This is a genomic window from Pseudomonas sp. PSB11, assembly GCF_014596605.1.
Lineage (GTDB): Bacteria > Pseudomonadota > Gammaproteobacteria > Pseudomonadales > Pseudomonadaceae > Aquipseudomonas > Aquipseudomonas umsongensis.
The window spans coordinates 26,032-48,583 of the sequence record NZ_NOIO01000017.1 but is presented as its reverse complement, the minus strand read 5'-3'; the positions used below and the strand labels follow the sequence as shown (position 1 = coordinate 48,583).

Below are 22,552 nucleotides of genomic sequence, written 5' to 3'. Positions count from 1 at the left end.
GATGCTGCCGGCCCTCACTGTCCATTCCGAAATACTGCATATTCCTTTGTGGGAGCGGGCTTGCTCGCGAAGACGGCGGCACATCCAGTATTTATGTAACCGAAGGATCGCTTTTGCGAGCAAGCCCGCTCCCACATTGAGATCTTCGTTACTCCAACGGCATCACTGTGACCCGAACTTCGGGATCATGATTGCCGCCCCCCAGAATGACTCCATGCAACGGCGACACATCGGAAAAGTCCCGGCCCCAGGCCAGGGTGATGTGTTCCAGCGCCGGTTGCACATTGTTGGTCGGATCGAAGTCCACCCAGCCCGACACCGGACAAAACACCGACACCCAGGCATGGGACGCATCGGCACCAATCAATCGTGGTTGACCAGGCGGCGGCTGAGTCAACAGGTAGCCGCTGACATAGCGCGCAGCCAACCCACGCGAGCGTACGCATGCGAGCATCAGGTGGGCGAAATCCTGGCAAACCCCGCGCCGTCGCTCCAGCACTTCCACCAGAGGAGTCGCTACCTGCGTCGCTTCGGCATCGAAAGTGAACTCACTGAAGATTTTCTCCATCAAGGCTTGGACCCCGAGCAACAGCGGCCGCTCCGCCGGAAAACAGCTCTCGGAAAATTCAACGAAATTGCGCTTCAGATGCACATAAGGTGATTCGAACCGGTATCGGCAGGCTTCGAGCAATTGCGGCGAAAGCGGCTGGCTGCTGTAGGTCAGTACGTTGCGGGTGTCTTCCCATGCTGGGGATCGATTGAAATCGACCCGGGGCCGGGGCAGTACCTCAATCGTCAGGCTGGCATTGACCAGCAGTTCATCATGGGGGCGCTCGAACGCCAACCGGGTCAAAGGGTTTCCGAACACATCCAGCTCATCGCGGCGTGAAGTCGGCTCCGGACTGATCTGCAACTGCTGGTCGCAGCAACGCTGCCATGCACAAGGCCTGGGCCACAAATGCGCCAGTTGCTGGGCCAGGGACACCGGACTGTCGTAGTGATAATGGGTATCGTGGAAAATCTGGTAGTGAGCGCTCATCAGACGGACACCGTGCGCTGGCTGACATCATCGACGTGGGCGAAGTGACGCAAGGCCAGGCGATCCGATACCTGCCCGCTGGCATCGGCAATCTCTTGCAGCAGATCGGCCAGCCCTTCGACGGCGGCGCGCACGCTGGCAGCGCCAAACAACGGGTTTTCCAGGCAGCCAAGATCGAAACGCGCCAGACGCTCCACCAACTGTGGCAGGCCCGCTTCGCGAGGTACGCCAAAGTCGTCGCACAGGCGCTTGAGCGTGCGGGTCACCAGCTTCAACTGGAACAGCACCGCGTGCGGGTTCTGCTCATCAAGCAACAACAGGTCGAGTACCGGGATCAATTGCGCCACCGCCAGGTACCGCGAACGATAGGTAATGCTGCTGTTGCCCAGCTCCAGCAACCACTCCAGCCCGGCCTGATCGAAAGTCCCGGCGCCACGCAGGAACGCTGCCAGGCTAGCGCTTAGAAATTGCAGGCGCTCGATCCGCCGACCGATCATCAGGAATCGCCAGCCTTCGTCCCGGGTCATGTCGTCCAGGGCAAAACCGGACAGCGCCGCGAGGGACATCACTAGCCGGTTGAGGAAGTCGAGTAACTCGCCGAAGTCCGGTTCTTCGGTCTCAAGCTCCATCGCTTCACGTTGCAGCTCCACCAACGCCTGCCAATTCTCCCGCGAGAGCTTGCCACGCACTTGCGAGGCCGCCCATTGCAAACGTTGCAAGTTGGAACGCAGGCTGAACGGCCAGTCATCGCCGAGTATCGCCGCCAGCAATCGCTCCGGCAGCTCACCTTCGTCAGGCAACAACATCAATCGTTCGCCAAGATCGACCGCAGCCTCCAGGGCCTGCGGGTCATCGCCGTCGACATAACGAGCCAGCATGATTCGCAGCAATCGGGCGCTGTCATCGCAGCGTTCGCAGTAACGGCCGAACCAGAACAGGTTTTCCACCACCCGCGATGGCAGGTAAGGATCGCGGCGCACCAGGTCATGCACGCCGATATTGCGCTGGGCTTTCCACTGTTCGCCGTTCGGTGGACGTTCGCCCAGCACCCAGGTGTCCTTGCTCGCCCCGCCGCGCTGCATCGATACCACCTCGGCATCCGCCTGCGCGGCCACTCGGGTCAAGCCACCCGGCAACACCCGATAGCCGTCGCGACTGGCCACCGCATACACACGCATGCCGATGGCCCGGGGTTGCAGTTGACCGTCCTCGGCTTGCCATATCGGCGCTTGGGACAATTGCGCGAGCTCTTGCGCAACATAAGCATAGGGCCGCGACTGCATGCGCTCGGCCAGGACCTGACGCTGTTTTTCACTCAAGTCGCGGCCAAATACCGGAGCAAAGCTCTGGGACGGAAACGCCGGTTTAATCAGCAATTCCGGTAGTTTTTCCAAGGCCTGGGCCAGCACCGGCGCCTCACCGCACCACCAGGTGGCAATGGACGGCAGGATCAATTCTTCGCCAAACAGGTACTGGTTGATCTTCGGCAGGAAACCCAGCAAGCCTGGCGACTCCAGCACGCCACTGCCGAGTGCGTTGGCCACCAGCACCCGCCCCTGGCGCACGGCTTCGAGCAGGCCCGGAACGCCCAAGGCCGAGTCGGTGCGCAATTCCAGCGGGTCGCAGAAGTCGTCGTCGAGCCGACGCATGATCGCGTGGACCCGGCGCAAGCCACTCAGGGTCTTCAGGTAGACCGTGGCATCGCGCACCGTGAGGTCGCCACCTTCCACCAACGGATAGCCGAGCTGGCGAGCCAGGTACAGGTGTTCGAAATAGCTTTCGTTGAACCGCCCCGGCGTCAGCAGGACCACCAGCGGTGCCTCATCGTCGCTTGGCGCCTGACGCGCCAGTGTTTCCTGGAGGGTGCGAAAGAACCCCGCCAGGTGCTGCACCTTCAAATCACGGTACAACTCGGGGAAGGCCCGGGACACGATGGTGCGGTTTTCCAGGGCGTAGCCAGCCCCGGACGGCGCTTGAGTGCGATCGGCCGTTACCCACCAGCGGCCATCGGGCGTGCGCGCAAGATCAACGGCGAACAGATGCAAAAAAGCACCGTCAGGCGGCTTGATGCCCTGGCAGGGCCAGAGGAAATTGTTGTGGCCAAATACCAGTTCAGCCGGCAGCAGACCTTCGGCGATCAAGCGTTGAGGGCCATAGAGATCGGCCAGTACGGCATTGAGCAAGCGCGCACGCTGGGCGATACCGGCCGATAATTGCTCCCACTCATCGGCGGCAATCACATGGGGCAGCAAGTCCAGCTCCCATGGCCGATCGGCGCCCTTGGGATCGGCATAGACGTTATAGGTGACGCCGTTTTCCTGGATTTGCCGCGTCAGCAACGCCTGACGCTGCACCAACTGCGCGGGTGTGCTGCGCTGCAACTGGTCGAACAGTCGACGCCAGTGCGGCCGAATGGCACCGCTTTCGTCGAGCAGTTCGTGATAGGTGCCCGCCGTCAGCGGGTAGCGGTCTAGCAAGTCAGGCATGGAAAGCTCGGCAGACAGCAGTGATCGGTCAGACTAACGCACGCTCATGACACCCGGATAGACGAAAAATCCGGGCGTCGTGTACGAATTAGAAACGTCGTAAATCGAGCGTCATCGGCAGCTCGTCGTTAATTTCCATCTTCGGCATCGGAAGTTTCCCCGGCGTGTGTCCGATACGGAAGAACCGCGCCATTCGCCGGCTCTCGGCTTCATTGGCGTTCACGGGCAATGCCTCGTAGTTGCGCCCGCCAGGATGGGCAACGTGATACTGGCAACCGCCCAGCGAACGCCCCATCCAGGTGTCGAGCAGGTCAAACACCAGCGGCGCATGGACCGGGATGGTCGGTTGCAGGCAGTTGGCCGGTTGCCAGGCACGGAAGCGCACACCGGCGACGAATTCGCCGACGCGCCCAGTGGGCTGCAACGGCACGGGTATGCCGTTGCAGGTCAGCAGGTAGCGTTGCGGCGGCAATCCACTGAGCTTGACCTGCAGGCGCTCCAGGGACGAGTCGACGTAACGCACCGTACCGCCGACCGCGCCCTCCTCGCCCAGCACATGCCACGGCTCAAGTGCCTGGCGCAGTTCCAGGGCGATGCCATTGACGGCGTAGTCTCCGACCTTGGGAAAACGGAACTGCAGGTGCGCCGCGAACCACTCTGCCCGCACTGGATAACCGGCGACATTGAGATCGGCAATAACGTCAGCAAAATCCTGCTCGATAAAATGCGGCAACAGGAACCGGTCGTGCAGCTCGGTGCCCCAGCGCGCCAGCTTCGGCGGTGCATAAGGCTCACGCCAGAACCGTGCAACCAACGCCCTCAGCAAGAGCTGCTGGGCCAGGCTCATGCGTGCATGAGGTGGCATTTCAAAGGCACGCAGTTCCAGCAAGCCCAGGCGACCGGTCGCGCCATCCGGTGAATAGAGCTTGTCGATGCAGAACTCGGCGCGATGGGTGTTGCCGGTCACATCGATCAACAGGTTGCGCAGCAGGCGATCCACCAGCCAGGGCGCGCACTCCTCGCCCGGCCCGGGCATCTGGGCGAAGGCGATTTCCAGTTCATACAAGGCGTCGTTGCGCGCTTCGTCGACCCGCGGAGCCTGGGATGTCGGGCCGATAAACAGGCCGGAAAACAGGTAGGACAAGGACGGATGATTATGCCAGTAGCTGATCAGGCTGCGCAGCAGATCCGGACGCCGCAGAAACGGTGAATCCGCCGGTGTCGCGCCTCCCAGTACGAAGTGGTTGCCCCCACCGGTGCCGGTGTGTCGGCCGTCGACCAGGAATTTTTCGGTGGTGAGTCGGGTCTGGCGCGCTTCTTCGTAAAGAAACTCGGTGCGTTCGACCAACTCGTCCCACGTCGCGGATGGCTGCACGTTGACTTCGATCACGCCAGGATCGGGGGTGATGCGAAAGTTGCCCAGGCGCGGATCGCCCGGCGGTTCGTATCCCTCCAGCAATACCGGGCAATCGAGCTCCCGGGCCGTGGCTTCGATGGCTGTCACTAACTCCAGATAGTCTTCGACCCGCTCCAGCGGCGGCATGAACAGGTACAACCGGCCTTCCCGCGCTTCGGCGCAGAAGGCGGTGCGGGTCAGCCAATCGGCGGATTCATCGACCTTGGGGGCCCGATCTTCAATCAGCGCCGCCGCACCTTGGCGCTGCATTTGCTCAGTGCCAGGCAGCGCCGGGAAATCCTGGTTGGGATCATTGGGGTGAATGAACGGATACTCCGCCGCCTTCACCCAGGGCTGCGAACCCAGCGGCAGACGATAGCCCAATGGCGAGTCTCCCGGCACCAGGCGGCAATGTTCGTCACGCAGATACCAGCGGCCGCTTTGCCACTGATCACCCTTGGCATTGCGCGCTAACGGCAGGACTTGGCCAATCACCTTGTCGAGGCCCTGACTGAAGACTTTGCGCAAACGCGCACGCTCCAGCGGCTCTTCGAGTCGAGAGTCTTCGGCGCTGACATTTTGCGGCAAAGCCCCTTCGCGCCAGAGGTAATAGAAATTGTCTTCGTAGGCTGGAAACACAAAGCGCGTAGGAATGTTCAAGCGCTCGGCGACACTTGCCAGAAAACGCCCGGCCAACTCGCCATCGGCGCCATAATCTTGTTGCTCGTCGGCAATCAGCGCGCTGTCGTGCCAGATCGGCACGCCGTCGCGGCGCCAATAGCAATTGAGCGACCAGCGCGGCAGTTGTTCACCGGGATACCATTTGCCCTGGCCATAATGCACCAGGCCTTGCGGGGCATAACGCTTTCGCATGCGCTGGAACAGTTCGGCGGACAGTCGACGCTTGTTCGGTCCCAGCGCTGCGGTGTTCCACTCGGCACCGTCCGGGTCGTCGATGGACACAAAGGTCGGCTCACCGCCCATGGTCAGGCGCACGTCGCCTTCGAGCAGGTCGGCATCGATCTGCCGGCCCAGGGCCTGGATCGCCAGCCACTGCTCTTCGGTGTAGGGTTTTGTAACCCGCGGGGCTTCCCAGATCCGCTCCACGGACATTTCATGGCTGAACTCGCACTCGCACGGTTCCACCAAGCCACTGATCGGTGCCGCAGAAGAGGGATCGGGACTACAGGCCAACGGAATATGCCCTTCACCGGCAAACAGCCCTGAGGTTGCATCCAGGCCGATCCAGCCAGCACCGGGCAGGTACACCTCGCACCAGGCGTGCAGGTCGGTGAAGTCCACTTCAGTCCCGGAAGGACCGTCGAGGCTTTTCAGGTCGGCGGTCAATTGGATCAGGTAACCCGACACGAAACGCGCGGCCAGCCCCAGGTGACGCAGCAGTTGCACCAGCAACCACGCCGAATCGCGACAGGAACCGGAGGCCTGCTCGAGGGTATGCTCGGGCGTTTGCACGCCCGGCTCCATGCGGATCAGGTAGTTGATGTCTTCGCTAAGACGCTGGTTGAGCGCGACGAGGAAATCCACAGCCGGCAATGGCGAGCGGTCGATGCCGTCCAGATAAGCCTTGAACTTCGGCGTCAGGGGCAAGGTTTCCAGGTACGGCGCCAGCTCCTTGCGCTCGTCGGTCGCGTAAGTGAAGGGAATCTTTTCGGCGTAGGGCTCGAGGAAAAAGTCGAACGGATTGAACACCGCCATTTCCGCCAACAGATCGACCTCGATCCGCAACTCGTTGGTTTTTTCCGGGAACACCAGCCGTGCCAGGTAATTACCCTGGGGGTCCTGCTGCCAATTGATGAAATGCTGCTCGGGCGAAATTTTCAGCGCATAGGACAGTATCCGCGTGCGGCTATGGGCGGCGGGACGCAGGCGAACGATCTGCGGACCCAACTCGACAGCGCGGTCATAGCGGTAATGTGTGACGTGGTGCAATGCGACATGAATCGACACGGCGTGCCTCCTGCGAGCCCTAAGCGTATTGGAAAGCGCGCAAGACTTATGCCATCCAGCAGTGCTGGCGCTTTCTCCCGTTGCAGGAGGCAGTACAGCACCAAAATCGGGCGATGCGGGAAATTGGTTGGAGACGATTGCACGGATTTGTGGCGAGGGGATGGTGGCGAGCACCAAACCTGTGGCGAGGGGATTTATCCCCGTTCGACTGCGAAGCAGTCGCAGAGTCGTTCACCTGATCATTTGTGGTTGCCGGTTGTTGGGACTGCTTCGCAGCCCGTCGGGGATAAATCCCCTCGCCACAGGTGTCATCGGTACAGAAATGCAAAACGCCAACCCGAAGGTTGGCGTTCTGTTCAGCTCAAGCGAGGTTTAGCGCGGCACGACCGGCTTGCGCGCAGGCTTGGGCCCTTTGCCCTTGGCTGCTTCCTTGCGCTCCTTGGCCGCCTGCTGGTTGCGCGCGAATGCCGCCGCCTTGGCCTGCTCACGCTTGTCCCACGGATTGCCGCCATCGCTGGCGCGTGGAGGCAGGCCGGTGTGCTGGGTCAGGATCTTGGTGGTCTTTTCCCCTGCAACCTTGTGGCTGCCCGCCGGCGTGGAGTTCTTGCGACGGGCACTCTGGTAGCTGTCGGTGGACGGCTGGTGCAGCGGGATCAACTGGTTCTTGCCCGGCCCGATCAGGTCCGCGCGGCCCATGCGGGTCAACGCCTCACGCAGCATCGGCCAGCCTTTGGGATCGTGATAACGCAGGAACGCCTTGTGCAGGCGACGCTGCTCTTCGCTCTTGACGATGGTGACCGCGTCACTCTTGTAGGTGACCTTGCGCAACGGGTTCTTGCCCGAGTGGTACATCGCGGTGGCGGTGGCCATCGGCGACGGGTAGAACGCCTGCACCTGGTCGGCACGGAAACCGTTGCCCTTGAGCCACAGGGCCAGGTTCATCATGTCTTCGTCGGTGGTGCCCGGGTGGGCGGCGATGAAGTACGGAATCAGGTACTGCTCTTTCCCGGCTTCCTTGGAGTACTTCTCGAACATGCGCTTGAACTTGTCATAGCTGCCGATGCCCGGTTTCATCATCTGGTTGAGCGGACCTTCCTCGGTATGTTCCGGGGCGATCTTCAGGTAGCCACCAACGTGGTGGGTCACCAGCTCTTTAACGTATTCCGGGGATTCGACCGCGAGGTCGTAGCGCAGGCCGGAGGCGATCAGGATCTTCTTCACACCCGGCAATTCACGGGCGCTGCGATACAACTGGATCAGCGCCGAATGGTCGGTGTTCAGGTTCGGGCAGATACCCGGGAACACGCAAGACGGCTTGCGGCACGCGGATTCGATTTCCGGGGTCTTGCAGGCGATGCGGTACATGTTCGCCGTCGGACCACCCAGGTCGGAGATCACGCCGGTAAAACCGGGAACCTTGTCACGAATTTCCTCGATCTCACGAATGATCGATTCGTGGGAGCGGTTCTGGATGATCCGGCCTTCGTGTTCGGTAATCGAGCAGAAAGTGCAGCCGCCGAAGCAGCCACGCATGATATTCACCGAGAAACGGATCATGTCGTAGGCCGGGATCTTCTCCTTTCCATACGCTGGGTGCGGAACACGTGCGTAAGGCATGCCGAAGACGTAGTCCATCTCTTCGGTGGTCATCGGAATCGGTGGCGGGTTGAACCAGACGTCGACTTCGCCGTGCTTCTGCACCAGGGCACGGGCGTTGCCCGGGTTGGTTTCCAGGTGCAACACGCGGTTGGCGTGGGCGTAGAGCACTGCGTCATTGCGGACCTTTTCCACCGACGGCAGACGAATCACAGTCTTGTCGCGGGTCATCTTCGGGCTGGCCAGGATCTGCACGACCTTGGCTTCCTGTGGGTCCTCAACCGGCCCCTTTTCCTGCTCGATGGCGCAAGCCTGGGTGTCCTGGGTGTTCACGTACGGGTTGATGATCTTGTCGATCTTGCCCGGACGGTCGATGCGCGTGGAGTCGACTTCGTACCAGTCTTTCGGTGTGTCGCGACGGATGAACGCGGTGCCGCGCACATCGGTGATGTCTTCGATCTTGTGACCGTAGGACAGGCGCTGCGCGACTTCGACGATCGCACGCTCGGCGTTGCCGTAGAGCAGGATGTCGGCGCAGGCGTCGATCAGGATCGAGTTACGTACCCGGTCCTGCCAGTAATCGTAGTGGGCGATGCGGCGCAGGGACGCTTCAATGCCACCCAGCACGATCGGCACGTGCTTGTACGCTTCTTTGCAGCGCTGGCTGTAGACCAGGCTCGCGCGATCCGGACGCTTGCCCGCCAGGCCACCCGGGGTGTAGGCGTCGTCGGAACGGATTTTCTTGTCGGCGGTGTAGCGATTGATCATCGAGTCCATGTTGCCGGCCGCGACACCGAAGAACAGGTTCGGCTCGCCGAGCTTCATGAAGTCGTCTTTGGACTGCCAGTTCGGCTGGGCAATGATCCCGACGCGGAAGCCCTGGGACTCCAGTAGCCGGCCGATGATCGCCATGCCGAACGACGGGTGATCGACGTAGGCATCACCGGTGACGATGATGATGTCGCAGGAATCCCAGCCGAGCTGATCCATCTCCTCCCTGCTCATCGGCAGGAATGGTGCTGGTCCGAAACATTCGGCCCAGTACTTCGGATAGTCAAATAACGGTTTGGCTGCTTGCATGTCGATAACCGGTGTTGGCTTTCATTGAATTTCGCGGGCGCGGAATATAGCACAAATTTTGACCAATTCCGACGGCTGTGGTCGGAAATTGCGCGCAACTTATGTGGGAGCGGGCTTGCTCGCGAAGGCGGTGTTTCAGTCGACATTGATGCTGCCTGACACACCGCTTTCGCGAGCAAGCCCGCTCCCACAGGTTATTCGTCGTCGTCGAAGTTGTAGCTACCCGGCGCCAGGTTCTCGAATCGCGTGTATTTACCGATAAAGGCCAGGCGGATAAAGCCGATCGGACCGTTCCGCTGTTTGCCGATGATGATTTCGGCGATGCCCTTGTGCTCGGTTTCAGGGTGATACACCTCGTCGCGATACACGAACATGATCACGTCGGCGTCCTGCTCGATCGCTCCGGATTCACGCAAGTCGGAGTTCACCGGGCGCTTGTTCGGGCGTTGTTCCAGGGAACGGTTCAGCTGGGACAGCGCAACGACCGGGCAGTTGAATTCCTTGGCCAGGGCTTTCAGGGACCGGGAGATCTCGGAAATCTCGTTGGTCCGGTTATCACCGCTGGAGCCCGGGATCTGCATGAGTTGCAGGTAGTCGATCATGATCAGGCCGACTTCGCCATGCTCACGCACCAGGCGGCGGGTTCGTGCACGCATTTCCGAGGGGCTGATGCCGGCGGTATCGTCGATGAACAGCTTGCGATCATTGAGCAGGTTGACCGCCGAGGTCAGGCGTGGCCAATCGTCATCTTCCAGCTGGCCGGAACGCACCTTGGTCTGGTCGATGCGCCCCAGCGACGACAACATACGCATGATCAGCGATTCGCCTGGCATCTCCAGCGAGTAAACCAGAACCGCCTTCTCGCTGCGCAATACGGCGTTTTCGACCAGGTTCATGGCAAAGGTGGTCTTACCCATGGACGGACGGCCAGCGACGATGATCAAGTCCGCCGGCTGCAGGCCGCTGGTCTTTTCGTCGAGGTCGGTATAACCGGTGGACAGGCCGGTGATGGCGTTATCGGTGTTGAACAAGGTGTCGATGCGATCGATAGCCTTGGTCAGCAGGTCATTCACACCCACCGGGCCACCGGTTTTCGGCCGGGCCTCGGCGATCTGGAAGATCTGCCGTTCGGCTTCATCGAGAATCTCGGCGGCGGTACGACCTTCCGGGTTGAAGGCGCTGTCGGCGATTTCGGTGCTGATGCCGATCAACTGACGCAGGGTGGCCCGCTCACGAACGATTTGCGCGTAGGCCTTGATGTTGGCGACCGAAGGCGTGTTTTTCGCCAGTTCGCCCAGGTAACCAAGGCCGCCGACCTGCGAGGTCTGACCTTCCTTGTCCAGTTGCTCGGACAGGGTCACGACATCGATCGGCATGTTCTGATCGGCCAGCTTGGCGATCGCACGGAAAATCAGACGGTGGTCATGTCGATAGAAATCGCCGTCGGAGACTTGATCAAGCACGCGCTCCCAGGCGTTGTTGTCCAGCATCAGACCACCGAGTACAGCCTGTTCGGCTTCGATGGAATGGGGCGGCACCTTCAGCGCGGCGGTTTGCAGATCGTATTGCTCGGGAGCAGAGATTTCGTTCATGGCCACTTGGTTGTTTGAGGAAAAGCAGGGATTGAAAACGGGCGTTACCAGAAAGACAAAGGGCACGACCTGTGAACAGGATCGTGCCCGATGTTACCGGCAAGCACCCGAGGGTGCCAGCCGACAAGTGCTGCTTAAGCTGCTACCACGACAACGCGTACGGTGGCTTCAACTTCGGCGTGCAGGTGCACGGCTACGTCGAATTCACCTACGTTACGGATAGTGCCGTTCGGCAGACGAACTTCGCTTTTCGCTACTTCAACGCCAGAGGCGGTCAGTGCGTCAGCGATGTCGTGAGTACCGATCGAACCGAACAGCTTGCCTTCGTCGCCAGCGGTGGCAGTGATGGTCACTTCCAGCTCGGCCAGTTGGGCAGCGCGGCTTTCAGCCGACGATTTACGATCTGCTGCGGCTTTTTCCAGCTCAGCACGACGCTCTTCGAACGCAGCCAGGTTGGCTGGGGTCGCAGCGGTAGCTTTGCCGTAAGGCAGCAGGTAGTTACGACCGTAACCAGCCTTAACGTTCACTTTGTCACCCAGGTTGCCCAGGTTGGTGACTTTTTCCAGAAGGATCAGTTGCATGTGAAAATCCTCTTAACTTTTAACCTTCACCGTTCGCGTCATCGGCGTCTTTCGGCGCGAGACGACCGCGAAAATCAATCAGGCTGTCGACGATGGCCAAGACCACCAGCAATGGATAGATCAGCTGCATGAACAGCAACAGCGTGACGTACAACCCCACCAGCCAGAATTTGGCCAGTCGCTTTTGCGCCACCAACCCGTGAATCAGGGCCAGCCCGGCGAAAACCAGCGGTACGCTGCACAGCGGTACCAGCATGGACATCTGGACACCAAGGTTCGGTGTCACAACCATGCCCGCCAGCAGCAACATCGCGGGACCCAGCGGGATTCGGACGGCGCGAAACTCGCGACCAAAACCACCGGGGTTGTACAACAACGCCTGCCAGTAGCGCCCGACAATCAGGCTCAGCACACTGACGATTTGCAACAACGCCGCAATCAGGCCGGTCAGGATCGGTGTAATCAGGGACGCGAAACGCGCTTGCTCGTCTACCGACATTTGCTGGTAGACCTCACCGAGTAGCGACGGCATGACCTTTATCAAAGCCTGCGCCAGCATCTCGATCTGGGGACCAAAAACCGCCCCCAGCACCACTGAAAACACCACTCCCATCGCTATGCTGACCAGCAGCACGCGGTTCCAGGACTCGCTTGCGCGCAAAACCAACGCAAGGCTCGCAGACCCCAGCAGCACCAGAAGTGCCCGTGGGTCGTCGGAGTAAAGCCACCAGATCAACGCTGGCAGCAGTCCCAGAGCAAGAACGCCCAGGGCGTCCTTCAATCCGCGCCGCAGGAGCACAAGGCATCCGGCGGCAGCACCCAACCAATACAACAACGGCAATGCCGCGCATCCAGCCACTACGAGAGTGGCCTGCATACGGCCCCGCATGATGAACTCAGCTAAGGCACGCATACATTCAATCCTTTGCTACGTGTCGACTGCCCGGTCTCAGCGGCCGTGGCTGTCGGTGTAGGCCAGCAGGGCCAGGAAGCGGGCGCGCTTGATAGCGGTGGCCAGCTGACGCTGATAACGTGCTTTGGTACCGGTGATGCGGCTTGGAACGATTTTGCCGGTCTCGGATACATAAGCTTTCAGAGTGTTGAGATCTTTGTAATCGATCTCTTTCACGTCTTCAGCGGTGAAGCGGCAGAATTTACGACGACGGAAGAAACGTGCCATTTGATAGGCTCCTTAAAAGGTCCGTGGATTACTCGTCAGCGTTATCGCTGTTGTCGCTGTCATCACTATCAGCGCTTTCAGCGCCTTCGTGCTCAGGACGGTCGCGACGCTCACGGCGCTCACTGCGGTTTTCTTCAGCCTTGAGCATCTCGGATTGGCCGGTAACGGCTTCTTCGCGACGGATGACCAGGTTACGGATCACTGCATCGTTGTAGCGGAAGTTGTCTTCCAGCTCGGCCAGGGCCTTGCCAGTGCACTCAACGTTCAGCATCACGTAGTGAGCCTTGTGAACATTGTTGATTGCGTAGGCCAGTTGACGACGGCCCCAATCTTCCAGACGGTGGATTTTGCCGCCGTCTTCTTCGATCAGCTTGGTGTAACGCTCAACCATGCCGCCGACTTGCTCGCTTTGATCCGGGTGGACCAAAAAGATGATTTCGTAATGACGCATGAATGCTCCTTACGGGTTGTAGCCTGCCGCTCAAAAGCGGTCAGACAAGGAGTGAATGACACTTATGGACTTGCGGACGCTAGACACGTTGGTGCCTGCCATCACAGCAAGGGGCGCAATTGTAGAGAAGGGGCGTGGGAGGCGCAAGGGAATTGGTGATTATTTGAACAACCTTCAATTCATGCCACACCACAAAACACTGTAGGAGCGAGCTTGCTCGCGATGGGGGCACTACATTCAACATTGATGCTGAATGTTACTCCGATATCGCCAGCAAGCCGGCTCCTACAGCTGGTGTTTCAATCAGGGCTTCTTGGCGGCAGCCTTGGCTTTGACGCTACGCTGACGCTGCGCTTCGAACAGGCATACGCCCGTCGCCACGGATACGTTGAGACTGCTGACGCTACCGGCCATCGGCAAGTTCACCAGATAATCGCAATGCTCGCGGGTCAGGCGGCGCATGCCTTTGCCTTCGGCACCCATGATCAGGATGGTCGGACCGGTCAGGTCCTGGTCATACAGACTGACCTCGGCCTCCCCCGCAGTACCCACGACCCACAGGCCACGCTGCTGGAGTTTTTCCAGGGTGCGCGCCAGGTTGGTCACGGCCACCAACGGAATCACTTCCGCCGCCCCGCACGCAACCTTTCGCACGACCGGCGTCAGGGTCGCGGACTTGTCCTTCGGCACGATCACCGCCAGCGCACCCGCCGCATCGGCAGAACGCAGGCAAGCGCCTAGGTTGTGCGGATCGGTCACGCCGTCGAGCACCAGCAGCAACGGTGCACCTTCGGTGCGATCGAGCAGCTCGTCGAGCATCGCCTCGCCCCACACCTGGCTCGGACTGACCTCCGCAACCACGCCCTGGTGCACGCCTTCAACCCAGGCGTCCATTTCACGACGCTCGGCCTGACCGACCTGCACACGATTTTCGTTGGCCAGCTCGATCAGCGTCTGCACCCGCGGATCACCGCGGCCTTCGGCCAGCCAGATCTGTTTGACGCGCTTGGGGTGGTGACGCAGCAACGCTTCAACAGCGTGCACGCCATAGATCTTTTCCAACTGACTCATGACTTGGCCTTAGGTTTACGCGCCCCGCCGCTTTTGGCTGGGGCCGAGCCCGCTTTTGGCGGACCTTTACGATGTTTGCTCGGTTTGGCTGGCTTGCCGCCGGCAGCCTTTTCAGGCGCCGACCGTCCGGTCTTTCCCGCAGACGCCGCTTTACCGCCGCTTTTCGCGCCGGCGAGCAACGCCTGCTTCATTTCACGACTCTTGCGCACTTCAGCGTTTTTCGCCGCGGCATCACTCGGACGATAAGCCTCGACCGCCTTTTCCTTGGCGGGACGACGGCCGGTTTTCGCCGGTGCCGGCTCCGCTTCGGTTTTAGCGGCAGGTGCTGCGGTCTCGGCGCCACGCTTCTTGCGGCCAATCGGCGCGCTGATGGTTTTTTCGGCCATCTCGAAGTCGATCTTGCGCTCGTCGAGATCGACGCGCATGACCCGCACTTCAACGGTATCGCCCAGGCGGAAACTGCGGCCGGTACGCTCACCGGCCAGGCGGTGGTGCACAGGATCGAAGTGGTAGTAATCGCCCGGCAGCGCGGTGACATGCACCAGGCCTTCGACATAGATGTCGGTCAACTCGACGAACAGACCAAAGCCGGTGACGGCGGTGATCACACCCGGGAACGACTCGCCCACGCGATCCTTCATGTACTCGCACTTGAGCCAGTTCACGACATCGCGGGTCGCTTCGTCGGCACGGCGCTCGCTCATCGAGCACTGCTCGCCGAGCTGCTCCAGGGCCGCCTCATCGTACGGATAGATACGCGCCTTCGGAATGGTCATCGCACCGGCACGGCGGACGTGCGGGGTGTCCTGCTTCGAATGGATCACGCTGCGGATCGCCCGATGCGTGAGCAAATCCGGGTAGCGACGGATTGGCGAAGTGAAGTGGGTGTACGCCTCGTAATTCAGGCCGAAGTGGCCATGGTTATCGGCGCTGTACACCGCCTGGCTCAACGAACGCAGCATCACGGTCTGGATCAGGTGGAAATCCGGACGATCCTTGATCCCGGCCAGCAGTGCCTGGTAATCCTTAGGCGACGGGCCATCCTTGCCTTTGTGCAGGGACAGGCCGAGTTCGCCGAGGAATGCGCGCAGTTTTTCCAGGCGCTCCGGCGGCGGGCCGTCGTGAACGCGGTACAACGCAGGAATTTCGTGCTTCTTGAGGAATTCAGCGGTGGCCACGTTGGCCGCCAACATGCATTCCTCGATCAGCTTGTGGGCGTCGTTGCGAATGGTCGGACGGATTTCCGCGATCTTGCGCTCGGAACCGAAGATGATCCGGGTTTCCTGGGTTTCAAAATCGATCGCGCCGCGCACGTGACGGGCCGCCAGCAACACCTTGTACAGCGAATACAGCTGCTTGAGGTGCGGCACTACGTCAGTGTATTCGCCACGCAACTTGCGGGCTTCGCTGGCTTTGGGCGTTTCCAGCATCGCACTGACCTTGTTGTAGGTCAGGCGGGCATGGGAGTGGATTACCGCTTCGTAAAAGCAGTAGTCGGTCATTTCGCCGGATTTGGAGATGGTCATCTCGCAAACCATGGCCAGGCGGTCGACCTGCGGGTTCAACGAGCACAATCCGTTGGACAGTTGCTCAGGCAGCATCGGGATCACGCGCTCGGGGAAGTACACCGAGTTGCCACGAACCTGAGCTTCGGCATCCAGTGCCGAACCGAGCTTCACGTAACTGGAAACGTCGGCAATCGCCACGTACAACTTCCAGCCGCCGGAGAACAGGCGAAGCTTGCCCGGCTTGGCTTCGCAGTAGACCGCATCATCGAAGTCGCGGGCATCTTCGCCGTCGATGGTGACGAACGGCAGATGACGCAGGTCGATGCGTTTCTCTTTGTCTTTTTCTTCGACTTCCGGCTTGAGCTTGGCGGCTTCCTTGAGCACGGCATCAGGCCAGACGTGAGGAATGTCGTAGGTACGCAGGGCAACGTCGATCTCCATGCCCGGCGCCATGTAGTTGCCCACGACTTCGACCACATCGCCTTGCGGCTGGAAACGTGGTGTCGGCCAGTGAGTGATCTTCACTTCGACGAACTGACCGATCTGCGCGTTCGCGTTACGACCCGGCGTCACCAGCACTTCCTGCTGGATCTTCGGATTGTCTGCGACGACGAAACCGATACCGCCCTCTTCGAAGTAACGGCCGACGATGGTCTCGTGAGCACGGGACACCACTTCGACGATCATGCCTTCGCGGCGACCGCGACGATCCAGCCCGGAAACACGCGCCAGCGCACGGTCGCCGTCAAACACCAGGCGCATTTGCGCCGGACTCATGAACAGGTCGTCACTGCCGTCGTCCGGCACCAGGAAGCCGAAACCGTCGCGGTGACCGCTGATGCGGCCCAGGATCAGGTCGAGCTTGTCCACCGGCGCATAAGTGCCGCGACGGGTATAGATGAGTTGAGCATCGCGCTCCATGGCGCGCAGACGGCGGCGCAGGGCTTCGATCTGGTCTTCCGTGGTCAGACCAAACTCTTCGACCAACTGCTCGCGGTTAGCAGGCGAACCTCGATCAGCAAGGTGCTGAAGGATCAGTTCGCGGCTAGGAATGGGGTTTTCATATTTTTCCGCTTCACGAGCGGCCTCGGGATCGAGGGACTGCCAATCGGCCATTAGAGAGTTTTCACCTTGTCTATATGCGGGTTAGTTTGGCATAGGCGTAATGAAACGGGAAATTTCAGGCTAAGACGCCTCATCTAAAGCCCTATATCGACACCAGGATGTTGATTTAAATACCGCTGGTGAAATTTTTCAGGTTTTTTTGGTGCCGGGGGTTTACAGTTAAAAAGACGCTCCGTATAGTGCGCGCCATCGACGACGGACAACGTTGCCGATACTGCCCAGATGGTGAAATTGGTAGACACGCCAGCTTCAGGTGCTGGTGACCGCAAGGTCGTGGAAGTTCGAGTCTTCTTCTGGGCACCAATTTCGAGCTTGAGATTAGTTCAATTTCAAAGCTCACACAAAACCCGCGAAAGCGGGTTTTTTGCATTCTGGGACTCTGATTAATTAAATTTAAAATCAGGGGTTTACAGATCAAATTGCTCTCCGTATAGTGCGCCACATCAACAGCGGCAACGCTCGCGATGAATGCCCAGATGGTGAAATTGGTAGACACGCCAGCTTCAGGTGCTGGTGACCGCAAGGTCGTGGAAGTTCGAGTCTTCTTCTGGGCACCAAATTCAAATTCAAGGTTTCGGCCTTGAATTTCACAGAAACCCGCGAAAGCGGGTTTTTGCGTTTCTGGCCCCTGTAGGAGCTGCCGAAGGCTGCGATCTTTTGATTTTGGTTTTTAAGATCAAAAGATCGCAGCCTTCGGCAGCTCCTACAGATCAATTGCTCCGCCCAGAGCGCATATGAGAAGCAATATCGTTTATCATTGTTGCAAGATTTTGCAATGCGACAGTGAGGAACCCTGCGAATGATGTTTCGAAATACCCTGCGCCGCGGCCTGACCACCACCCTGCTTGGCCTGGCGCTCGCCACCCCCCTCACCCAGGCTGCCGATCCAGTCTCCCTTACGCTCTATAACGGCCAGCACAAGGAAGTCGGCGATGCCGTCGCCAAAGCCTTCGAAGCCAAGACAGGCATTCACGTCAATGTGCGCAAGGGCAGCAGCAACCAGCTTGCCAGCCAAGTCGTCGAAGAAGGCGATCGCTCTCCCGCCGACGTGATCTACACCGAAGAGTCGCCGCCACTGAACAAACTCGGCGAGCAAGGTGTTCTGGCCAAGGCCGACGACACCACGCTGGCCGTTCTGCCCAAGGACTACGTCGCCGCTGACGGCACCTGGATTGGCGTCACCGCTCGGGTGCGCGTCGTCGCGTTCAACCCGAAATTGATCGACGAAAAAGACCTGCCGAAATCGGTGATGGAATTCTCCGATCCAAAATGGCAAGGCAAGGTCGGCTTCGTCCCTACCAGCGGCGCATTCCAGGAACAAGCCGTGGCGATCATCAAGGTGCATGGCATGGAGGCTGCGGAAGAATGGCTGACCGGCTTGCGCGCTTTCGGCAAGACCTACAGCAACAACATGGTTGCCCTAAAGGCCGTGGAAAACGGCGAAGTGGCGACGGTGCTGGTAAACAACTACTACTGGTTCGCCTTGCAGCGCGAAAAGGGCCAGCTCGATTCGAAACTGCATTACTTCACCGGCGGCGACGTCGGCGGCCTGATTACCGTATCGAGTGCAGCCGTGCTGAAATCCAGCAAACATCCAAAAGAAGCCCAGCAACTGCTCGCCTACATGGCCAGTGAAGAGGGCCAGCGCGTGATCACCCAGACCACCGCCGAATACCCGCTGCACAAAGGCATGCAATCGGATCGCGGCCTCAAGCCTTTCAGCGAACTGCAAGCGCCGAACGTCACGCCCGCCGACCTCGGCAATGCCGAAGAAGCCTTGGACCTGGAACGCGAGGTCGGCCTGAACTGATGAGTGCATCGCTATCCGCCTCCGCCTCGCACGGTCGATACGTACCAGGGCGCAGGCGGCCTTCCATCTGGTTGATTCTGCCGGTGTTACTGCTGGTCGTGCTCAGCTTGCTTCCCCTGGCCTACGTCGGCCTGAAGGCCTGGCAAGCGGGTTGGGCCCAGGCGCTGCATTTGCTGTGGCGGCCTTATGTATTTGGCCTGCTGCGCAATACCCTGGCGCTGATGATTGGCGTAACACTGACTTGCGGCGTGATCGGCCTGTCGCTGGCATGGCTGCTGGAGCGCAGCAATCTGCCTGGGCGACGCCTGTGGGGCGTGATTCTGTGTTTGCCGTTCGCCGTACCGGCGTTTGTCAGCAGTTTTACCTGGGTGTCACTGAGCGCACATTTCGAAGGGCTCGGCGGGGCGATCCTGGTGATGAGCCTGTCCAAATACCCGCTGATCTTCCTGCCGGTGGCCGCCACCCTGCGCAATCTCGACCCCTCACTGGAAGAGTCTGCCCGCACCCTGGGGCAGAATCGCCGGGGAGTGTTTTTCCGCGTCACCCTGCCGCTGCTCTGGCCTTCGCTGTTGGCGGGATCGCTCCTGATTGCCCTGCACATGCTGGTGGAATTCGGTGCACTGTCGATCATTGGCCTGCAAACCTTCACCACCGCCATTTACCAACAGTTCGAGTTGGAGTTCAGCAACGCCAACGCCGCGATGCTCTCGGCGGTGTTGCTGGCGCTGTGCTTGATGTTGCTGTGGCTGGAACTGCGTGTTCGCGGCAAAGGCCGGCACGTACGTACAGGCCAGGGCGCGGCGCGACAGGCAGAACAGGTTCGATTGGGCCCCTGGATGATGGCTGGGCAGTTTTACTGCCTGTTGCTGGCGATCATCGGCAGCGGCATTCCGCTGGGAATGCTGGCGTACTGGCTGGCCGTGGGCACGTCGGCGGCATTCCCGATCGCCGCGATCAGCGAAGCGCTGTTCTCCTCCCTGGCCCTGTCCTTAGGCGGAGCGGCGTTTTGCCTGCTGCTGGCGTTGCCGGTGGGGTTGCTAGTGGTGCGCTATAAAGGGCCACTGGCAATCTGGGCCGAGCGCTTGCCGTATTTGCTGCACGCGCTACCAGGCCTGGTGATTGCACTGACGTTGGTGTATTTCGCGCTGCACTATGTGCCAGTGCTGTACCAGACCTCGACACTGTTGCTGATTGCCTATGCGCTGCTGTTTCTACCGCTGGCCCAGGCACCGATTCGCACAGCGCTGAACAAGGCTGCGCCGCAACTGGAAGAGGCGGCGCGCACGCTGGGGGCATCTTCGTTCAGTGCGTTTTGCCGGATAACGCTGCCAATCATTTTCCCGGCGCTGGGAGCAGCGTTTGCACTGGTGTTTCTGGATGCGATGAAGGAATTGACGGCGACCTTGCTGTTGAGCCCGACCGGGCTCAACACGCTGGCCACCGAGGTGTGGGCACATACCGCGAATGTGGAGTTTGCGGCGGCGGCGCCTTATGCGGCGTTGTTGATATTGGTGTCGGGGTTGCCCGTTTACCTGCTAACGACCCGGATGTATCTGAGCCGCTGAGATCGCTTTCGCGAGCAGGCTCGCTCCCACAGGGTTCGGTAGATCACCTGTGGGGAGCGAGCCTGCTCGCGAAGAGGCCTGGCCTGGCAAAGCATCAAGCCCTGAACTGCCCCAAGCTGGCTTTGAGCTGCGCCGCCAGGCCATCGAGCACCTTGCCGCTGGCCGTGGTCTCCACCACCGCCTGGGCCGCCTTTTCGGCTTGCACATGAATGGTCTCGACCCGACCGCGCACCGCCTGTGCCCCCCGAGCCTGATGCTCCGCAGCCTGGGTCGCCAGGCCAATTGCCGTGTGCACCTGCTCGACCGAAGCCTGCACCGATTGCTGCAACCGCGCGCTGTCACGTAGAACCAACAGGCCTTCACTGGCCTGACGCCCGGCCTGGCCGATTGCCGCCACCGCCTCGCGGGCGCCTTGCTGCAACGCTACGATGTGCGCCTGGATATCGCCGGTGGAGCTTTGCGTCTTGCTCGCCAACGCGCGCACTTCATCTGCCACCACCGCAAAGCCGCGACCGGTTTCGCCGGCGCGCGCCGCTTCAATGGCCGCGTTCAGCGCCAGCAGATTGGTCTGTTCGGCAATCCCATGAATAACCGTCAGCACTACCTCAATCTGCTCACTCTGCTGTGCCAGGCGCTCAATCACTTGCGCGCCAGTCTCGACCTGGCCCGCCAACGCTTCAATCAGCGTGCCGACTTTCGCCGAAGTCCGGGTGTTTTCGTCGGTGGCCTGGCGAATATCCACTACCTGCTTCAATGCCGCTTGCATGGCCTGGCTTTCAGACTGAGCCTCATCCGCCATTCGCGACAAGGCCCGCAGGCTTTCAGCCACCTCATCGCGCTGCATGCCTGCCGCCGCATCCGCCCCCGCGTTGCGCAATGTCATGGCGCCAATTTCCACACCGGTACGCTGGGCGACATCACCTGCCTCGCGCACTATCGGCTGCAATTTGTCGACGAAGCGATTGACCGCCGAGGCCATATCGCCGATTTCGTCCCTGCTGCTGATCTGCACACGCTTGGTCAGATCGCCCTCACCCGCCGCCAGGTCATCCATGGCGACAATCAACATCCTCAGGCGATTGACGACTCGACGCCCGAGCACGACCGCCAGCAACAACAGGACACCAAAACCCACCAAAGCCAGGCTCACGCCAATACGCCAGCGCAGGGTGGTCGCGGCCTCCTGCACGGTGGCGGTGGTATTGGCTTTCATTGCAGCGGCCGTGGACTGCGCCGATTGCAGACGTGCACCCATGGCAGCTGCGCTGTCGGCCGCCGCGCCTTTTAGGCTGTCGCCCACCAACTGGTCGCCACTGGCAATCAACGCCGAGAAGCGCTTGTCCAATGCCGCCAGGTCGGCCTCTACCGATGCCGTCGAGACACCCATCAAGACCTTGCCGATCTCCACGCCATTCGGGTTGATCGAGGCCTCGATGTAGAAGACCGACGGATCGTTCTTCGCCGCATCCAGCACTTTGTCCAGTGCGCGCTCGCCCTGGCCTTTTTCCAGCAGTGCCTTGTTGATCGGGTTTTCCCGGTTGAGGTAACGCGTCAGATGCTGGCCCGTGGCGTCGTCGTACACCACGAACAGGACATTGGGGTTGCGCTGGGCCCGACGGGCAAACTCGGACAAGGTCGGAACGTCGTTATCCCACATGGCGCGAGGCGCCACCGAGGCCAGAAGCTGTGCCATGTCGCTGGCGGAATCCTTCAGGTCTTTTTCCAGGGTCGAACGCAACTGGGCCTGCTCGTCCTTCAATCGCGAGGACAAGCCAGCCGTGAGGCGTTGACGCGTACTGGCAGACAGGCTGTCCAGGCTCGACGTGACTTCACGCCCCGCCTGCTCGAGCTCACCGGACAGTTTTTGACTGTCCGCCCCCAGGCGCTGGGCGAGATCGGCTTCCAGCGCCGTCACAGTGCTCCGGGTCAGCGCGACCGCCACCAGCACCTGCACCAAAAGGGCGATACCAAGGGTAACGAATACAGGCCGCAACAAACGGCTTTGTAACAACGAGAGAACAGCTGACACTTGAAATCCCTCTGCATTTGCGCCATTAAATTGATGGCACGCCCGAAAGTGACGCTTTAGGCAAAGGTAATAGCA

Annotated in this window: 14 protein-coding genes and 2 tRNA genes; 4 read left to right on the top strand and 12 right to left on the bottom strand. The window is 60.3% G+C overall.

From position 1 onward, the window contains the following. Positions 1–148: 148 nt before the first annotated feature. The 11 genes from CGA21_RS19160 to rnr form a co-directional block, all read right to left on the bottom strand. A complete protein-coding gene (locus tag CGA21_RS19160; RefSeq protein WP_188264803.1) occupies positions 149–1,039 on the bottom strand; it encodes a transglutaminase N-terminal domain-containing protein in 891 nt (296 codons plus the stop codon). Next, positions 1,039–3,525, bottom strand: a complete 2,487-nt coding sequence (locus tag CGA21_RS19155) for a circularly permuted type 2 ATP-grasp protein (protein WP_188264802.1) — start codon at positions 3,523–3,525, stop codon at positions 1,039–1,041. Before CGA21_RS19155 ends, CGA21_RS19160 begins: the two co-directional genes overlap by 1 nt. Positions 3,526–3,613: 88 nt before the next feature. After that, positions 3,614–6,889, bottom strand: coding sequence for a DUF2126 domain-containing protein (locus CGA21_RS19150; RefSeq protein ID WP_188264801.1), 3,276 nt, complete (start codon positions 6,887–6,889; stop codon positions 3,614–3,616). Between the two features lie 372 nt (positions 6,890–7,261). Then, positions 7,262–9,565 carry a YgiQ family radical SAM protein gene (locus tag CGA21_RS19145; protein WP_020797698.1) on the bottom strand — a complete coding sequence of 768 codons (2,304 nt, stop codon included), beginning with the start codon at positions 9,563–9,565 and terminating at the stop codon, positions 7,262–7,264. A 194-nt stretch (positions 9,566–9,759) separates the two neighbouring features. Continuing rightward, on the bottom strand, positions 9,760–11,157 hold the full coding sequence (gene dnaB, locus CGA21_RS19140) for a replicative DNA helicase (protein ID WP_008058980.1): 1,398 nt from the start codon (positions 11,155–11,157) through the stop codon (positions 9,760–9,762). A gap of 134 nt (positions 11,158–11,291) precedes the next feature. Next, positions 11,292–11,738, bottom strand: coding sequence for a 50S ribosomal protein L9 (gene rplI / locus CGA21_RS19135; protein WP_008058981.1), 447 nt, complete (start codon positions 11,736–11,738; stop codon positions 11,292–11,294). Between the two features lie 19 nt (positions 11,739–11,757). Beyond that, positions 11,758–12,651, bottom strand: a complete 894-nt coding sequence (locus CGA21_RS19130; protein ID WP_020797699.1) for a hypothetical protein — start codon at positions 12,649–12,651, stop codon at positions 11,758–11,760. Positions 12,652–12,687: 36 nt separating this feature from the next. Then, complete coding sequence (gene rpsR / locus CGA21_RS19125; RefSeq protein ID WP_002551829.1) at positions 12,688–12,918, bottom strand: 30S ribosomal protein S18; 231 nt, start codon at positions 12,916–12,918, stop codon at positions 12,688–12,690. Positions 12,919–12,946: 28 nt separating this feature from the next. Further along, positions 12,947–13,369 carry a 30S ribosomal protein S6 gene (gene rpsF / locus CGA21_RS19120; protein ID WP_003217491.1) on the bottom strand — a complete coding sequence of 141 codons (423 nt, stop codon included), beginning with the start codon at positions 13,367–13,369 and terminating at the stop codon, positions 12,947–12,949. Positions 13,370–13,672: 303 nt separating this feature from the next. After that, positions 13,673–14,440 (bottom strand): 23S rRNA (guanosine(2251)-2'-O)-methyltransferase RlmB, encoded by a 768-nt coding sequence (rlmB, locus tag CGA21_RS19115; protein WP_110753977.1) that lies wholly within the window; start codon positions 14,438–14,440, stop codon positions 13,673–13,675. After that, positions 14,437–17,064, bottom strand: coding sequence for a ribonuclease R (rnr, locus tag CGA21_RS19110; protein WP_110753979.1), 2,628 nt, complete (start codon positions 17,062–17,064; stop codon positions 14,437–14,439). The genes rlmB and rnr overlap by 4 nt, the downstream gene beginning before the upstream one ends. 225 nt (positions 17,065–17,289) lie before the next feature. Here rnr and CGA21_RS19105 point away from each other — a divergent pair. The 4 genes from CGA21_RS19105 to CGA21_RS19090 all read left to right on the top strand — a co-directional run bounded on the left by CGA21_RS19105 (position 17,290) and on the right by CGA21_RS19090 (position 20,448). After that, positions 17,290–17,376 (top strand) — tRNA-Leu (locus CGA21_RS19105). Positions 17,377–17,543: 167 nt separating this feature from the next. Next, positions 17,544–17,630, top strand: a tRNA-Leu gene (locus tag CGA21_RS19100). Positions 17,631–17,872: 242 nt separating this feature from the next. Then, positions 17,873–18,883, top strand: coding sequence for an extracellular solute-binding protein (locus CGA21_RS19095; protein ID WP_020797702.1), 1,011 nt, complete (start codon positions 17,873–17,875; stop codon positions 18,881–18,883). Beyond that, positions 18,883–20,448: an ABC transporter permease gene (locus CGA21_RS19090; RefSeq protein ID WP_188264800.1), complete on the top strand. Its 1,566-nt coding sequence runs from the start codon at positions 18,883–18,885 to the stop codon at positions 20,446–20,448. Before CGA21_RS19095 ends, CGA21_RS19090 begins: the two co-directional genes overlap by 1 nt. 94 nt (positions 20,449–20,542) lie before the next feature. On the opposite strand, the gene CGA21_RS19085 is transcribed toward CGA21_RS19090, so the two are convergent. Beyond that, positions 20,543–22,477 carry a methyl-accepting chemotaxis protein gene (locus CGA21_RS19085; RefSeq protein WP_110753983.1) on the bottom strand — a complete coding sequence of 645 codons (1,935 nt, stop codon included), beginning with the start codon at positions 22,475–22,477 and terminating at the stop codon, positions 20,543–20,545. Between the last annotated feature and the right edge of the window lie 75 nt (positions 22,478–22,552).

Excerpts from the sequence above, each read along its gene's own strand:
- dnaB (WP_008058980.1), bottom strand. The coding sequence starts at position 11,157 with ATGAACGAAATCTCTGCTCCCGAGCAATACGATCTGCAAACCGCCGCG.
- rpsR (WP_002551829.1), bottom strand. The coding sequence starts at position 12,918 with ATGGCACGTTTCTTCCGTCGTCGTAAATTCTGCCGCTTCACCGCTGAA.
- rnr (WP_110753979.1), bottom strand. The coding sequence starts at position 17,064 with ATGGCCGATTGGCAGTCCCTCGATCCCGAGGCCGCTCGTGAAGCGGAA.
- CGA21_RS19155 (WP_188264802.1), bottom strand. The coding sequence starts at position 3,525 with ATGCCTGACTTGCTAGACCGCTACCCGCTGACGGCGGGCACCTATCAC.
- rplI (WP_008058981.1), bottom strand. The coding sequence starts at position 11,738 with ATGCAACTGATCCTTCTGGAAAAAGTCACCAACCTGGGCAACCTGGGT.
- CGA21_RS19130 (WP_020797699.1), bottom strand. The coding sequence starts at position 12,651 with ATGCGTGCCTTAGCTGAGTTCATCATGCGGGGCCGTATGCAGGCCACT.
- CGA21_RS19095 (WP_020797702.1), top strand. The coding sequence starts at position 17,873 with ATGATGTTTCGAAATACCCTGCGCCGCGGCCTGACCACCACCCTGCTT.
- CGA21_RS19090 (WP_188264800.1), top strand. The coding sequence starts at position 18,883 with ATGAGTGCATCGCTATCCGCCTCCGCCTCGCACGGTCGATACGTACCA.
- rpsF (WP_003217491.1), bottom strand. The coding sequence starts at position 13,369 with ATGCGTCATTACGAAATCATCTTTTTGGTCCACCCGGATCAAAGCGAG.
- rlmB (WP_110753977.1), bottom strand. The coding sequence starts at position 14,440 with ATGAGTCAGTTGGAAAAGATCTATGGCGTGCACGCTGTTGAAGCGTTG.
- CGA21_RS19145 (WP_020797698.1), bottom strand. The coding sequence starts at position 9,565 with ATGCAAGCAGCCAAACCGTTATTTGACTATCCGAAGTACTGGGCCGAA.
- CGA21_RS19160 (WP_188264803.1), bottom strand. The coding sequence starts at position 1,039 with ATGAGCGCTCACTACCAGATTTTCCACGATACCCATTATCACTACGAC.